Genomic DNA, 14,785 nt, shown 5'->3' with positions numbered 1-14,785 from the left:
GACTGGCTACCAGCCCCAAGAGCGGGGGTGATCGATCGAACATCGCGCCCGGCCGGCAGATGATGGAGCGTCTGCCGAAAATCCATTTTCGCACGCCCCCGCGAGGGCGTGCCCCAAGAGAAGGTATGTGCAGATGCTGGATCAGACCATGAAGCAGAAGATCGCCGACGGAAACGGCTTCATCGCCGCGCTCGACCAGAGCGGCGGATCGACGCCCAAGGCGCTCAAGGGCTATGGGATCGAAGAAGGCGCCTGGTCCAATGACGAGGAAATGTTCGGCCTGATCCATGCGATGCGCAGCCGTGTCATCACCGCCCCGCCCTTCACCGGCGACAAGGTGCTGGGCGCGATCCTGTTCGAGCGCACCATGGACGGAACGGTCGACGGCAAGCCGACGCCCGCCGCCCTGATCGAGCGCGGCGTCGTGCCCTTCATCAAGATCGACAAGGGGCTGGAGGACGAGGAAAATGGCGTCCAGCTGATGAAGCCCAATCCCGGCCTCGACGCGCTGCTGGCGCGCGCCAAGGGGCTGGGCGTTTTCGGGACCAAGGAGCGCTCGGTCGTCAACCTTGCCAACCGCGAAGGCATCGCGGCCGTCGTCGCGCAGCAGTTCGAGGTCGGCAGGCAGGTGCTGGCAGGCGGCCTGATGCCGATCATCGAGCCGGAGGTGAACATCAAGTCGCCCGAGCGCGCCGAAGCCGACGCGATCCTGCTGGAGGAAATCCTCAAGAATCTGGATGCGCTGCCCGAAGGCGAACAGGTGATGCTCAAGCTGTCGCTGCCCGCCAAGGCCGGCCTGTTCGATCCGTTGGTCGACCATCCCAAGGTGCTGCGCGTCGTCGCCCTGTCGGGCGGCTTCAGCCGCACCGAGGCCTGCGCCGAACTGGCGAAGAATCGCGGGATCATCGCGAGCTTCAGCCGCGCGCTGCTGAACGACCTGCGCCACCAGATGAGCGACGAGGAATTCAACGCGTCGCTGGGCGAAGCGATCGACGAAATCCATGGTGCTTCGGTCGCCAAGCAGGCGGTCGCGGCCTGAACCGACCGAGCCATGCCGGGCGGGTGGATGCTCGCCCGGCATTGTCACTTTCGCTGACATATCGGCGCTCGGGTCGAGCGGGATGAGGGCCATGCGCTCCGTTCCGGTCATGCCGCTCTTGGCGGATCGCCTTGAATGGCTATAAAGCGGGCATGACCGATTTTACCGATGAAGAACTGGCGCTCGACCCGCATTTCGCCGACCAGTTCGAGCAGGGCTTTCGCCCTGCCTGCCAGCTCTACCTGATTTCCCCGCCGACGATCGACGAGGGCTTCGTCGACCAGCTTGCCGCTGCTTTCGACGGGGGTAGGGTCGCTGCATTCCAGTTGCGGCTCAAGGGGCTGGACGAGGACGCGATCGCCCGCGCTGCCGAACCGTTGCAGCGGCTTTGCGCGGAACGGGAGGTCGCCTTCATCATCAACGACAGTGCGCAGCTAGCGCATCGGTTGGGCGCGGACGGCGTCCATCTGGGGCAGGGCGACGGCGATCCCAAGGCGGCGCGCAAGCTGCTGGGCCCCAGGGTGCAGATCGGCGTCACCTGCCATGACAGCCGCCATCTGGCGATGGAAGCGGGCGAGGCGGGCGCTGATTATGTGGCGTTCGGCGCCTTCTACCCCACCACCACCAAGGATACGGCGCATCGCCCCGACCCGTCGATCCTGGGCTGGTGGACGACCCTGTTCGAATTGCCCTGCGTCGCGATCGGCGGCATCACCGCCAACAATGCCGCGCCGCTGGTGGCCGCGGGCGCCGATTTCCTGGCGGTGAGCGGGGCGGTGTGGAACCATCCCGAAGGTCCCAAGGCGGGTGTGGCGGCCTTCGCCGCGCTGCTGGGTCGCGGCTGACGGGTCGGCAGGGGCACTGGGGAGGCGGGAATGGCGGACCAATGTTGCTCTTCCAAGGCCGGTGAACTGGAGCGGCTGGCGCGGCGGGCGGATCAGCGCCGGGTGCTGGTGACGGTGCTGGCGATCAACGCCATCATGTTCGTCCTGGAATTTGCGGCCGGCATCTGGGCGGGATCGACGGCGCTGATGGCCGATGCGACCGACATGCTGGGCGATGCGCTGGTCTATGCGCTCAGCCTTTATGCGCTGGACCGGTCCGATCGCTGGAAGGCCGGGGCGGCGCTGGCGAAAGGCGGTTTTATCCTGCTGCTGGGCGTCGGCATCATCGCCAATGTCATCGACAGGCTGCAAAGCGGCGTGCCGCCGGCATCGACGCTGATGCTGGCCTTCGGAGCGCTCGCGCTCGTCGCAAACCTGGTCTGCCTGCGCCTGCTGTGGCGGTTTCGCGGGCTGGACGTGAACATGGCGAGCACGTTCGCCTGCTCGCGCAACGACGTGATCTCCAATATCGGCGTTCTGATCGCGGCCGGGGCGGTCGCACTGCTGGGTTCGCCCTGGCCGGATATTCTGATCGGCTCTGCCATGGCGCTGCTGTTCCTGCGGTCGGCCGCGCGGGTCGTGGCCGAGGCGTGGCCGATCTGGCGCGCCGCCTGACAGTCCAGGCCGGAGGGGCGCAGCCTTCCGCCCGCTCGTGCGTTCTTTCCGTGTCTGACAGGAGAGAATAGCCTTGCGAAATCCTCTGCTTCTTGCCGTGCTTTTGTGCGGCGCCTGCAATGTGTCCGTCACCGACGCCAATGAAAGCGCGCCCGCGAACAAGGCGGTGCCGCCGGGCAAGGCGGTCGCTGAACCGGCGGACCGGAACGGCGACTATGCGTTCGAGATCGTGCCGGAACAGAAGGCGTGGCAGGCGAACCCCGTTCTCCAGGCGCAGGTGGCGCTCGATCGGCGCGGCTTTTCGCCCGGCGTGATCGACGGCAAGGACGGCATGAGCTTCAAGGCGGCGTTGCGCGGCTTCCAGGTGGCGCAGGGACTGCCGGTGACGGGCGCCTATGACGAAAAGACCGGGATCGCGTTGATGGAGGGGGAGAAGCGGCCGACAAGCTGGCTCGTGAAGATCCCGCCGGGCTTCGCGCGCGGTCCCTTCTTCGGCATTCCCAAGGGGCTGAACGAACAGGCGAGCCTGCCCGCGCTGACCTATCGCAACCTGCTCGAAAAACTGGCCGAGCGGTTCCATACCACGCCGGAGGCGCTGACGGCGCTGAACCCGCCGGGCACCAGGGTCGGTCCCGGCCTCACCATCCGGGTGCCCGCGGTCGACAACCAGCCCGTCGCGCGCATCGAGGGGGACGAGCGTGGATGGGGTGAAACGCTCGCCAGCCTGGGTGTCGCAAAGGATCAGCCACAGGCCGACCGGATCGTCGTCGACAAGTCCGAAGGACTGCTGAAGGTTTATGGTGCGGACAAGCGCCTGATCGCGCAGTTTCCGGTGACGACGGGATCGCAGCATGATCCTCTGCCGCTGGGCGAATGGACCGTCAGGGGGGTCAGCCGCAATCCGGATTTTCATTATAATCCCACCCTCTTCTGGGACGCTTCGGCGAAGGATGAGAAGGCGGTGCTCAAGCCCGGCCCCAATGGCCCGGTCGGCGTGGTGTGGATCGATCTGTCCAAGGATCATTACGGCATCCACGGCACGCCCGAGCCGCAGACGATCGGCCGCACCGAAAGCCATGGCTGCATCCGCCTGACCAACTGGGACGCGGCCCGGCTGGCGCAGATGGTGAAGAGCGGGGTCAAGGCGACGTTCCAGGCATGAGGGCGAGGTCGTGGTCCGGCATGGCGGTGGCGGCGCTGCTATGCGTCGGCTTTGCCCGCTATTGCGTGCGGATCGTGCCGGCGGATGCGCCAACGGCGTCCGGCGGTGAGGGGCCGGTCGATAATGGCGCTCTGCTGATCCCGGTGGAAGGCGTGCCCCCGTCGGCGCTGGCCGACACATTCACGCAAGCCCGCGCCGGCGGCGCCCGGCCGCATGACGCGATCGACATCATGGCGGCGCGGGGCAGGGCGGTGCTGGCGGTCGCCGACGGCAGGGTCGAAAAAATCTTCTGGAGCGACCAAGGCGGGCGCACCCTTTACCAGCGATCGGGCGACGGTCGGCGCCTCTATTATTACGCGCATCTCGACCGCTATGCGCCGGGCCTGCGCGAGGGGCAGGCAGTCCGGCGGGGACAGCCGATCGCGACGGTGGGCAGCACCGGCAATGCCGACCCTGGGGCGCCGCATCTGCACTTCGCGGTCCATGCCGTGCGACCGGGCGAGCCATGGTATGGCGGGAGGCCCATCAATCCCTATCCGTTGCTGGCGACACGCTGACCTTCGCCCCCTTGCCCTTCGTCCCGTCCCGCTGTAAAGGCGCGCGCAGCCTCGCAGAGGCCGGCTCTTTTCCACATTCAGACATATAGGCAGGCTCTTCCCATGAAGATCAGCGGCGTCGAGATTCGTCCCGGCAACAATATCGAGTATGACGGCAGCCTGTGGCGCGCCGTGAAGATCCAGCACACGCAGCCCGGCAAGGGCGGCGCCTATATGCAGGTGGAACTCAAGAACCTGATCGACGGCCGCAAGAACAATGTCCGTTTCCGGTCGGCCGAAACCGTCGAGCGCATTCGGCTCGACACCAAGGATTTCCAGTATCTCTACGCCGAAGGCGACATGCTGGTGTTCATGGATACCGAAACCTATGAGCAGATCAACCTGGCCCAGGACCTGATCGGCGACGCGTCCGCCTTCCTTCAGGACGGCATGATGGTCGTGCTCGAAATGTATGAAGAGCGCCCGATCAGCGTCCAGCTTCCCGAAACCATCGAGGCGACGGTCGTGGAGGCCGACGCGGTGGTGAAGGGCCAGACCGCATCGGCCAGCTACAAGCCCGCCATCCTCGACAATGGCGTGCGCGTCATGGTGCCGCCGCACATCGTCACCGGCACGCGCATCGTCGTCGACGTGTATGAGCGCGAATATGTGAAGCGCGCGGACTGATGCCGATGGGGCGCAGCGTGACACTGGCCGCCGCCATCGCGACGGCGCTGGCGATCGGCGTCATGCCGGCTGCGCTCCACGCCCAGTCGACCGCGCCGACGAAAGCGCAGATCGACAACGCGGCCCATGTGCTGCGCGTGGTCATGACGGCGCTCCAGTCGAGCGAGGTCGAGCAACCGGTCAAGAACGCGCTGTTCGACTGCCTCTATTCCAATTCGATCGGCAAGATCAGCGAGGCGACGGACAAGGTGATCGCCGCCAATGCAGGCAAGGTCGATCGCAAGGACGCGTCGCAGATGCTGGCGGTGATCGCCGGCACTTGCGGCTATCGTCCCGCCGCCGGCCCGGCCGCCAGGCCCGCCCCCAAGAAATAATCCAGCAGGCCGCTCCATTCCGGGCGGCGGAGAAAATATATGGTATCGCACTCCGGCCTTCTAACCGTCATGGAACGCGCCGCGCGCAAGGCGGGCAGCAAGCTGCGCCGCGACTTCGGCGAGGTCGAGCATCTCCAGGTCAGCCGCAAGGGGCCGGCGGATTTCGTGTCCAAGGCCGACCAGCAGGCCGAAAGGACGCTGGTCGAGGAATTGCAGAAGGCACGCCCCGACTGGGGTTTCCTGCTGGAGGAGGGCGGCGAGATCGCCGGCGATCCCAACAAGCCGCGCTGGATCATCGATCCGCTCGACGGCACGACCAACTTCCTGCACGGCATCCCGCATTTCGCCATCTCGATCGCGGTCGAGGAGCCGTTGTTCGGTGGATCGAAGCGCGAAGTGACGACCGGCCTCATCTACCAGCCCGTCACGGACGAGAGCTATTGGGCGGAAAAGAGCCGGGGCGCCTGGCGCCATGACCAGCGGTTGCGCGTGTCGGCACGCCGCGACCTGGCCGACTGCGTGATCGCAACCGGCATTCCGTTCATGGGCCATGGCAACATGGCGGAATGGACGCGCATCTTCGGCGCGGTGGCGCCCTCGGTCGCGGGCATCCGCCGTTTCGGCGCTGCCTCGCTCGACCTCGCCCATGTCGCGTCGGGCCGGTACGACGGCTATTGGGAAAGCGGCCTCCAGCCCTGGGACGTCGCGGCGGGCCTGTTGCTGGTTCGCGAGGCGGGGGGGTTCGCCAGCGATTTCCGCGGCGGCGACCAGCCGATCGAGCGCAAGGAAGTGATCGCCGGGAACGACGCCATCCATTCCAAATTGCATAAGTTGGTTGCTGGAGCGTTGCGCTGACGCATCTTGCGCCAAGCGGCTCAGTCACTTGGTCTTTTTGCGATTCATTCTCACGCCCCTGGCCCCTTGCTTCGCATATGCAGCGGGCCTAAAGCGCCCTCACATTTCATTCGCCCAGGGGATTCCGTTGGTCGATCTAGCCCAATATCTGCCGATCCTGATCTTTCTCGGGATCGCTATGCTGCTTTCCACCGCATTCGTCTTTCTGCCGATGCTGGTGGGCCGCCTGACCGGTGCGCACAAGCCGGACCCTGCCAAGCTCTCCGAATATGAGTGCGGTTTCCCCGCCTTCGAGGAGCCGCGCAGCCAGTTCGACGTGCGCTTCTATCTGGTCGCGATCCTCTTCATCATCTTCGATCTTGAAGCGGCGTTCCTCTTTCCCTGGGCGGTAAGCCTCGACCAGATCGGCTGGGCCGGCTGGGCGACGATGATGATCTTCATAGCGGAGCTGGTGCTCGGCCTCGTCTATGCGTGGAAGAAGGGAGCACTCGATTGGGAGTAGAACTGACCAGCCCCATGCCCGGCACCATGCCGCCCGTGGGGACGCAGCCCGACCAGGACTTCTTCAACGCGCTGAACAATGAGGTCAGCGACAAGGGTTTTCTGGTCACCTCGACCGAGGAACTGTTCCAGTGGGCGCGCACCGGCTCGCTCTGGTGGATGACCTTCGGCCTCGCCTGCTGCGCGGTGGAGATGATCCACGTCAACATGCCGCGCTATGACATGGAGCGCTTCGGCGCCGCGCCGCGCGCGTCTCCGCGCCAGTCGGACGTGATGATCGTCGCGGGCACGCTGTGCAACAAGATGGCTCCGGCGCTGCGCAAGGTCTATGACCAGATGTCCAACCCGAAATATGTGATTTCGATGGGCAGCTGCGCCAATGGCGGCGGCTATTATCACTACAGCTATTCGGTGGTCCGTGGCTGCGACCGCATCGTGCCGGTCGACATCTATGTGCCGGGTTGCCCCCCGACCGCCGAGGCGCTGCTCTACGGTATCATGCAGTTGCAGCGGAAGATCCGCCGGATCGGGACGATTGAGCGTTAATATGGGCCATTCTGCACCCAAGATCGTGAACCCCGAAGGCATCGCCGAGGAAATCGGCGCGCTGCTGGGGTCGATGCTGGTCGAAACCGTCGACCATGCCGACGAGCTGAGCTTCACCGTCGTGCGCGAGGAGCTGGCCAACGCCATGACCCTGCTGCGAGACATGGGCCATTATCAGCAGCTGATGGAAATCGCCGGCGTCGACTATCCGGATCGTCCGGAGCGGTTCGAGGTCTGCTATCATCTGCTGAGCGTCACGCGGAACCATCGCGTCCGCGTGAAAGTGTCCACGGACGAGGACACGCCGGTACCCACCGTCACGCACCTGTGGCCGGTCGCGGGCTGGCTGGAGCGCGAGGTGTTCGACATGTATGGCGTCGTGTTCGACGGCAATACCGACCTGCGCCGCATCCTGACCGACTATGGTTTCAAGGGGCATCCGCAGCGCAAGGACTTCCCGCTGACGGGCTATGTCGAGCTGCGCTATTCCGAGGAGGACAAGCGCGTCGTCTACGAACCGGTCAAGCTGGCCCAGGACTTCCGCAGCTTCGATTTCATGAGCCCATGGGAAGGCGCGCAATATGTGCTGCCGGGCGATGAGAAGGCGGCTGCGGTTCCGGCTGCGCCTGCCGCTCCGACGCCCAAGGTGACGGAGAAGAAGGCCGATACCGGCGCGGGTGAGGCCGCCAACAAGCAGGCTGAGGAAAAATCCGCTGACGCGCCGGTCAAGCCGGCCGCCCATACCGATGAAGGCAAGGGGGCTGCCAAGCCCGAAGGTAAGGCCTGATGTCCGACTATCTGGAAAAGCTGGACCATGTCACCGATGCGGCCGATCCGACATATGGTGACACGGAAATCCAGAACTACACGATCAACTTCGGTCCGCAGCACCCCGCTGCGCACGGCGTGTTGCGACTGGTCATGGAACTGGACGGCGAAATCGTCGAGCGCTGCGACCCGCATGTCGGCCTGCTGCATCGCGGCACCGAGAAGCTGATCGAGTACAAGACCTATATGCAGGCGCTGCCCTATTTCGACCGGCTGGACTATTGTTCGCCGCTCGGCATGGAGCATAGCTATGTGCTGGCGGTCGAAAAGCTGCTGAACCTGGAAGTGCCGCTGCGCGCGCAATATCTGCGTGTGTTCTTCGCGGAGCTGACCCGAATCTGCAATCACATGCTGAACCTGGGGTCGCACGTCATGGACGTCGGCGCGATGACGCCGAACCTGTGGCTGTTCGAAATCCGCGAGGATTGCCTCAACTTCTTCGAGCGCGCGTCGGGCGCCCGTATGCACTCGGCCTATTTCCGGCCGGGCGGCGTGCATCAGGACGTGCCCCTGAAGCTGCTGACCGACATTGCCGAGTGGCTCGATACCCGCCTGCCGCGCCTGTTCGAGGATGCGATGAGTCTGGTGGTCGACAACCGCATCTTCAAGCAGCGCAATGTCGATATTTCGGTCGTGAGCAAGGAAGACGCGCTGAAATGGGGCTTTTCCGGTCCCATGCTGCGCGGTTCGGGCATCGCCTGGGACATCCGTAAGGCGCAGCCCTATGACGTGTATGACCGGATGGAATTCGATGTCCCGGTCGGCACGCAATATGACTGCTATGACCGGTTCATGGTCCGCGTCGAGGAAGTGCGCCAGTCCGCGCGCATCATGAAACAGTGCCTCAACGAAATGCCGGAAGGGCCGATCGCGAGCTTCGACCGCAAGGTTGTGCCGCCCAAGCGCGGCGAGATGAAGCGCTCGATGGAAGCGCTGATCCATCACTTCAAGCTCTACACCGAGGGCTTCCATGTCCCGGCAGGCGAAGTCTATGTGGCGACCGAGAGCCCTAAGGGCGAATTCGGCGTCTATCTGGTCAGCGACGGCAGCAACAAGCCTTATCGCTGCAAGATCCGCCCGACCGCCTTCTCGCACTTGCAGGCGATGGACTTCATGATGAAGGGCCACATGCTGGCCGATACGACCGCTGTCCTGGGCGCCATGGACATCGTGTTTGGAGAATGTGACCGCTAATGGCTGACGCAGTGCATATCCCGGACGAGGCCGAAACCCGTGCGCGCTGGGGCGCGTTCGAGTGGACCGCCGAAAATGCCGAACAGGCCAAGAAAGTGATCGCCCGCTATCCCGCCGGTCGCCAGCAGTCGGCGGTGATGCCGCTGCTTGACCTGGCCCAGCGTCAGGTCGGTGCGGAGACGCAGACCCAGGGCTGGCTGCCCGTGCCGGTGATGGAATATATCGGGCGTCAGCTCGATATGCCCTACATGCGCGTCTATGAGGTCGCGACCTTCTACACCATGTACAATCTGGCGCCGGTTGGCCGTTACCATGTGCAGGTGTGCGGCACGACGCCGTGCATGTTGCGCGGGTCGGATGATGTGTTCGCCGCGTGCAAGAACAAGGGGCTGGTGAAGGGCGGCACGACCCCGGACGGCCTGTTCACGCTGACCGAAGTCGAATGCCTGGGCGCCTGCGCCAACGCGCCGATGGTGCAGATCAACGACGATAATTACGAAGATCTGACCTATGACAGCATGAGCGCTGTCCTTGAGACGCTGGCCGCTGGCGGCCAGCCCAAGATCGGCCCGCAGATCGACCGTCAGACGAGCGCGCCCGAAGGCGGCCCGACCACTCTGAAGGAGATGGTCACGGAAAATCACGACTATCGGGGGGATTGGGCATGACCGACGCACCCGCTCCGGCTCCTTTCGTCGGCCCGCTGGCCGATAAGGACCGCATCTTCACCAACGTCCACGGCTTCCAGGATTGGGGCATCGACGCCGCCATGAAGCGCGGCGATTGGGACAATACGAAGAAGCTGATGGAAATCGGCCAGGACGCGATCATAGACACCATCAAGGCGTCGAACCTGCGCGGCCGTGGCGGCGCCGGCTTCCCGACCGGCATGAAGTGGAGCTTCATGCCCAAGGAAAGCAAGGATGGCCGTCCCAGCTTCCTGGTCATCAACGCCGACGAATCCGAACCGGGTTCGTGCAAGGACCGCGAAATCATCCGCCACGATCCGCACAAGCTGATCGAAGGCGCGCTGATCGCCGGTTTCGCGATGCGCGCGCGCGCCGCCTACATCTATATCCGCGGCGAGTTCATCTACGAGGCGAAGGTACTCTTCGCCGCTGTCGAGCAGGCCTATGAAAAGGGCTTCATCGGCAAGAATGCCTGCGGTTCGGGCTATGATTTCGACGTCTTCGTCCATCGCGGCGCTGGCGCCTATATCTGCGGCGAGGAAACCGCGCAGATCGAAAGCATCGAGGGCAAGAAGGGGCAGCCGCGCCTGAAGCCGCCTTTCCCGGCAGGGGCGGGCCTCTATGGTTGCCCGACCACCGTGAACAATGTGGAATCGATCGCGGTTTCGCCAACGATCCTGCGCCGTGGCGCGGCCTGGTTCAACGGCTTCGGCCGCGAGAATAATCGCGGCACCAAGCTGTTCCAGATCAGCGGTCATGTGAACAAGCCCTGCGTCGTCGAGGAATCGATGTCGATCCCGTTCCGCGAACTGATCGACCGCCATTGCGGCGGCATTCGCGGTGGCTGGGACAATCTGCTGGCGGTCATTCCGGGCGGGTCGTCGGTGCCTCTGGTCCCCGCCAAGGAGATCATGGACGCGCCGATGGATTTTGACGGCCTGCGCGCGCTCGGCTCCGGCCTTGGCACTGCCGCCGTCATCGTCATGGACAAGTCGACCGACATCGTCCGCGCCATTTCGCGACTCTCCTACTTCTACAAGCATGAGAGCTGCGGCCAGTGCACGCCATGCCGCGAAGGCACCGGCTGGATGTGGCGGGTGATGGAGCGTCTGCGCACCGGCGATGCCGACCAGAGCGAAATCGACATGCTGTTCCAGGTCACGAAGCAGGTTGAAGGCCACACCATCTGCGCGCTCGGCGACGCGGCGGCCTGGCCGATCCAGGGGCTGATCAAGCATTTCCGCCCGGAAATCGAGCGTCGGATCAACGAGAACAAGGGTAGCGCCCCCGTCATGGAGGCAGCGGAGTAACCATGCCGAAGGTCAAAGTAGACGGCGTAGAACTGGAAGTCCCGGCCGGGGCGACGGTTCTCCAGGCTTGCGAGCAGGCGGGGAAGGAAATCCCCCGCTTCTGCTATCATGAGCGCCTTTCCATCGCCGGCAATTGCCGCATGTGCCTGGTCGAGGTGAAGCCCGGACCGCCCAAGCCGCAGGCGTCCTGCGCGCTTCCGGCCACCGAAGGCCAGGAAATCCGCACCGACAGCGAAATGGTCAAGAAGGCCCGCGAGGGGGTGATGGAGTTCCTGCTCATCAACCACCCGCTGGACTGCCCGATCTGCGATCAGGGCGGCGAGTGCGATTTGCAGGACCAGTCCATGGCCTATGGCCGGGGCGGCAGCCGCTTCGAGGAGAATAAGCGCGCCGTCACCGAGAAATATATGGGTCCGATCGTCAAGACGGTCATGACCCGCTGCATCCAGTGCACGCGTTGCGTGCGCTTTGCCGAGGAAGTTGCGGGCGTGCCGGAAATCGGCGCCATCTATCGCGGCGAGAATATGCAGATCACCACCTATCTCGAACATGCCGCCAAGAGCGAGCTGTCGGGCAATGTGGTCGACCTGTGCCCGGTCGGCGCGCTGACGTCGAAGCCCTACGCCTTCGAAGCGCGTCCGTGGGAACTCAAGAAGACTCATGCGATCGACGTGATGGACGCGGTCGGCACCAACATCCGCCTCGACAGCCGTGGCCGTCAGGTGCTGCGAGCCGTGCCGCGCATCAATGATGACGTGAACGAGGAGTGGGCGTCAGACAAGACCCGGCACAATGTCGACGGTCTGGTCCGCAAGCGCCTGGACAAGCCCTATGTCCGCAAGGATGGCAAGCTGGTCCCGGCGACCTGGGCGGAAGCCTTCGCCGCCGTCGCGGCGGTCCAGCATGGCGGCAGCGTCGCGGCCATCGCGGGCGACCTGCTCGATTGCGAAACCATGTTTGCGGGCAAGGCGCTGGTCGAAAAGCTGGGCGGCACGATGCTGGAAGGGCGCCAGACCGGCCTGTCCTATGACGTGTCGAGCCTGTCTTCGGTGGTGTTCAACACCCCGCTGGCCGATCTGGAAACCGCCGACGTGATCCTGCTGGTGGGCACCAACCTGCGCTGGGAAGCGCCGCTGGTGAACACCCGCATCCGGAAGGCGATCAAGAAGGGCGCGAAGGTCTTTGGCATCGGTCCCGAATTCGACCTCACCTACAAGGTCGAATGGCTGGGCAATGACGCCGCGCTGCTGGCCAAGCTGCCTCAAGCGGTGGTCGAGGCGTTCGGCAAGGCCGCGCGGCCCGCGATGATCGTGGGCGGTGGCGTGCTGGCCAAGGATGGCGCGCATGGCGACACGCTGGCGCTGGTCGAGACGTTGGGCCTGATCAAGGATGGCTGGAACGGCTATAACGTCCTCCACTTCGCGGCCGCGCGTATGGGCGGGCTGATGCTGGGCTATGCGACGCAGGGCGGCATCAGGGCGGTGGCGGCTGCCAAGCCCAGGCTGCTTTTCTCGCTGGGCGCCGACGAAGTGGATTATTCGGCGTTCGAGGACAGCTTCAAGGTCTATGTCGGCCATCATGGCGACAAGGGCGCGCACGCGGCGGACGTGATCCTGCCGGGGGCAAGCTATGCCGAAAAGGCGGGCACCTACGTCAATCTGGAAGGCCGTGTGCAGCGCGGCGAAAAGGCGGTGTTCGCGCCGGGCGACGCCCGCGAGGACTGGTCGATCCTGCGCGCGCTTTCGGAAGCGCTGGGCGCCAAGCTGCCGTTCGACAGCTTCGAGCAACTGCGGGCCGAAATGGGCAAGGCGGTTCCGGCGCTCGCGCAGGAGGGGCTGGCCGATTATGGCTGGTCCTTGCCGTCGCTGCCGACCGGCGCCACCGGCGAACTGGGTTCGCCGATCAAGGATTTCTACCTCACCAACGCGATCTGCCGCGCCAGCCCGACGATGCAGCAATGCTCGGCCGAGCTGATCCATGGTGAAAGCTTCGCGGAGGCCGCAGAGTGACCGCTTTCTTCCAAGGCCTGGGCCTGCCGTTCGAAGGCGCCTGGCTGCTTTCCACTGTCGTGGGCATTCTGCTGATCGCGCTGCCGGTCATGCTGGCCGTCGCCATGATCATCTACGCCGACCGCAAGATCTGGGCGGCGATGGCGCTGCGTCGTGGCCCCAACGTCGTCGGGCCCTTCGGCCTGCTCCAGTCCTTCGCGGACGGGCTCAAGGTCTTCCTCCAGGAAACCATCGTCCCGTCGGCCGCGAACCGGGCGCTGTTCCTGATCGCGCCGATCATCACCTTCACGGTGGCGCTGATGGCCTGGGCGGTGATCCCGTTCCAGGTGGGCGTGGTGCTGGCCAACATCAATGTCGGCCTGCTTTACATCCTGGCCATCTCGTCGCTCGGCGTTTATGGCGTCGTGCTGTCGGGATGGGCGTCCAACTCCAAATATCCCTTCTACTCGGCGATCCGCGCGTCGGCGCAGATGATCTCTTATGAAGTCTCGATCGGCTTCATCCTGATCTGCGTCGTGCTGTGGGCGGGCAGCTTCAACCTGACCGCGATCGTGGAAAGCCAGAAGGGCTATTATGGCCTGCTGAACGGCAACGGCTTCAACCCGCTGCTCTTCCCGATGGCGATCATGTTCCTGATATCCGCGATGGCGGAAACTGCGCGCGCGCCGTTCGACCTGACCGAAGCGGAGTCGGAACTGGTCGCTGGCTACCAGACCGAATATTCGTCCATGGCCTTCGCGCTCTTCTGGCTGGGCGAATATGCCAACGTCATCCTGATGTGCGCGCTGAACGCGATCCTGTTCTGGGGTGGCTATCTGCCGCCGCTGGACTGGGCGCCGCTCTATTATGTGCCGGGCATCATCTGGCTGTTCGCCAAGATCCTGTTCTTCTTCTTCGTCTTCTCCTGGGTGAAGGCGACGGTGCCCCGCTACCGTTATGACCAGCTGATGCGGCTGGGCTGGAAAATCTTCCTGCCGACCTCGCTCTTCTTCGTCTTCCTGGTTTCGGGCTTCCTCATGCTGACGCGCTATGGAGGCGCACAATGAGCCTCGGTTACTACGTCAAATCCTTCACCCTGTGGGAGTTCGTGAAGGCGCACTGGCTGACCTTGAAATATTTTTTCAAGCCCAAGGCGACCATCAATTATCCCTATGAGAAGAACCCGATTTCGCCGCGGTTCCGGGGCGAACATGCATTGCGTCGCTACCCGAACGGGGAAGAGCGCTGCATTGCGTGCAAGCTGTGCGAGGCCATCTGTCCGGCGCAGGCGATCACCATCGAGGCGCAGCCGCGCGACGATGGCAGCCGCCGCACGACGCGCTACGACATCGACATGACCAAGTGCATCTATTGCGGCTTCTGCCAGGAAGCCTGCCCGGTCGATGCCATCGTCGAGGGACCGAATTTCGAATTCGCGACCGAAAGCCGCGAGGAGCTGATCTACGACAAGGTCAAGCTCCTGGAAAATGGTGACAAGTGGGAGCGTGCGATCGCTGCCAACCTTGCCGCCGATGCACCCTATCGTTAAGCCGCCGGCATCAAGGGGAATATGATCC

17 protein-coding genes are annotated in these 14,785 nt (G+C 64.2%); all 17 read left to right on the top strand.

The window, feature by feature from the left end:
• Positions 1 to 133 precede the first annotated feature (133 nt).
• The 17 genes from A7Q26_RS01740 (at position 134) to nuoI (ending at position 14,757) form a co-directional block, all read left to right on the top strand.
• The gene (locus tag A7Q26_RS01740) at positions 134 to 1,039 is read left to right on the top strand and encodes a fructose bisphosphate aldolase (RefSeq protein WP_066855678.1); all 906 of its coding nucleotides are present in this window, start codon (positions 134 to 136) and stop codon (positions 1,037 to 1,039) included.
• A 152-nt stretch (positions 1,040 to 1,191) separates the two neighbouring features.
• The gene (gene thiE / locus A7Q26_RS01735; RefSeq protein ID WP_066856245.1) at positions 1,192 to 1,884 is read left to right on the top strand and encodes a thiamine phosphate synthase; all 693 of its coding nucleotides are present in this window, start codon (positions 1,192 to 1,194) and stop codon (positions 1,882 to 1,884) included.
• Between the two features lie 30 nt (positions 1,885 to 1,914).
• A complete protein-coding gene (locus A7Q26_RS01730; RefSeq protein ID WP_066855675.1) occupies positions 1,915 to 2,538 on the top strand; it encodes a cation transporter in 624 nt (207 codons plus the stop codon).
• Positions 2,539 to 2,611: 73 nt separating this feature from the next.
• Positions 2,612 to 3,700: a L,D-transpeptidase family protein gene (locus tag A7Q26_RS01725; RefSeq protein ID WP_066855672.1), complete on the top strand. Its 1,089-nt coding sequence runs from the start codon at positions 2,612 to 2,614 to the stop codon at positions 3,698 to 3,700.
• Entirely contained in the window at positions 3,697 to 4,257 is a 561-nt protein-coding gene (locus A7Q26_RS01720; RefSeq protein WP_066855669.1) for a M23 family metallopeptidase, read from the top strand. Before A7Q26_RS01725 ends, A7Q26_RS01720 begins: the two co-directional genes overlap by 4 nt.
• Positions 4,258 to 4,359: 102 nt before the next feature.
• A complete protein-coding gene (gene efp, locus A7Q26_RS01715; protein WP_066855666.1) occupies positions 4,360 to 4,923 on the top strand; it encodes an elongation factor P in 564 nt (187 codons plus the stop codon).
• Positions 4,923 to 5,297: a hypothetical protein gene (locus A7Q26_RS01710; RefSeq protein WP_066855663.1), complete on the top strand. Its 375-nt coding sequence runs from the start codon at positions 4,923 to 4,925 to the stop codon at positions 5,295 to 5,297. The genes efp and A7Q26_RS01710 overlap by 1 nt, the downstream gene beginning before the upstream one ends.
• A 39-nt stretch (positions 5,298 to 5,336) precedes the next feature.
• A complete protein-coding gene (locus A7Q26_RS01705; RefSeq protein ID WP_066855660.1) occupies positions 5,337 to 6,152 on the top strand; it encodes an inositol monophosphatase family protein in 816 nt (271 codons plus the stop codon).
• Positions 6,153 to 6,279: 127 nt separating this feature from the next.
• Complete coding sequence (locus tag A7Q26_RS01700) at positions 6,280 to 6,654, top strand: NADH-quinone oxidoreductase subunit A (RefSeq protein ID WP_066855657.1); 375 nt, start codon at positions 6,280 to 6,282, stop codon at positions 6,652 to 6,654.
• A complete protein-coding gene (locus tag A7Q26_RS01695; RefSeq protein WP_084438940.1) occupies positions 6,645 to 7,199 on the top strand; it encodes a NuoB/complex I 20 kDa subunit family protein in 555 nt (184 codons plus the stop codon). The genes A7Q26_RS01700 and A7Q26_RS01695 overlap by 10 nt, the downstream gene beginning before the upstream one ends.
• A gap of 1 nt (position 7,200) precedes the next feature.
• The gene (locus A7Q26_RS01690) at positions 7,201 to 7,986 is read left to right on the top strand and encodes an NADH-quinone oxidoreductase subunit C (protein WP_066855654.1); all 786 of its coding nucleotides are present in this window, start codon (positions 7,201 to 7,203) and stop codon (positions 7,984 to 7,986) included.
• Positions 7,986 to 9,221: an NADH-quinone oxidoreductase subunit D gene (locus A7Q26_RS01685; protein ID WP_066855651.1), complete on the top strand. Its 1,236-nt coding sequence runs from the start codon at positions 7,986 to 7,988 to the stop codon at positions 9,219 to 9,221. Before A7Q26_RS01690 ends, A7Q26_RS01685 begins: the two co-directional genes overlap by 1 nt.
• Positions 9,221 to 9,889, top strand: coding sequence for a complex I 24 kDa subunit family protein (locus A7Q26_RS01680; RefSeq protein WP_066855648.1), 669 nt, complete (start codon positions 9,221 to 9,223; stop codon positions 9,887 to 9,889). Before A7Q26_RS01685 ends, A7Q26_RS01680 begins: the two co-directional genes overlap by 1 nt.
• Positions 9,886 to 11,220, top strand: coding sequence for an NADH-quinone oxidoreductase subunit NuoF (gene nuoF / locus A7Q26_RS01675; RefSeq protein ID WP_066855645.1), 1,335 nt, complete (start codon positions 9,886 to 9,888; stop codon positions 11,218 to 11,220). The genes A7Q26_RS01680 and nuoF overlap by 4 nt, the downstream gene beginning before the upstream one ends.
• Before the next feature lie 2 nt (positions 11,221 to 11,222).
• Entirely contained in the window at positions 11,223 to 13,229 is a 2,007-nt protein-coding gene (gene nuoG, locus A7Q26_RS01670) for an NADH-quinone oxidoreductase subunit NuoG (RefSeq protein WP_066855642.1), read from the top strand.
• On the top strand, positions 13,226 to 14,275 hold the full coding sequence (gene nuoH, locus A7Q26_RS01665) for an NADH-quinone oxidoreductase subunit NuoH (RefSeq protein WP_066855639.1): 1,050 nt from the start codon (positions 13,226 to 13,228) through the stop codon (positions 14,273 to 14,275). The genes nuoG and nuoH overlap by 4 nt, the downstream gene beginning before the upstream one ends.
• A complete protein-coding gene (nuoI, locus tag A7Q26_RS01660) occupies positions 14,272 to 14,757 on the top strand; it encodes an NADH-quinone oxidoreductase subunit NuoI (protein WP_066855636.1) in 486 nt (161 codons plus the stop codon). Before nuoH ends, nuoI begins: the two co-directional genes overlap by 4 nt.
• The last annotated feature ends 28 nt before the right edge of the window (positions 14,758 to 14,785 follow it).

This window comes from Sphingobium sp. TCM1 (genome assembly GCF_001650725.1).
Classification (GTDB): Bacteria; Pseudomonadota; Alphaproteobacteria; order Sphingomonadales; family Sphingomonadaceae; genus Sphingobium.
This window is presented reverse-complemented; position numbering and strand designations above follow the sequence as displayed.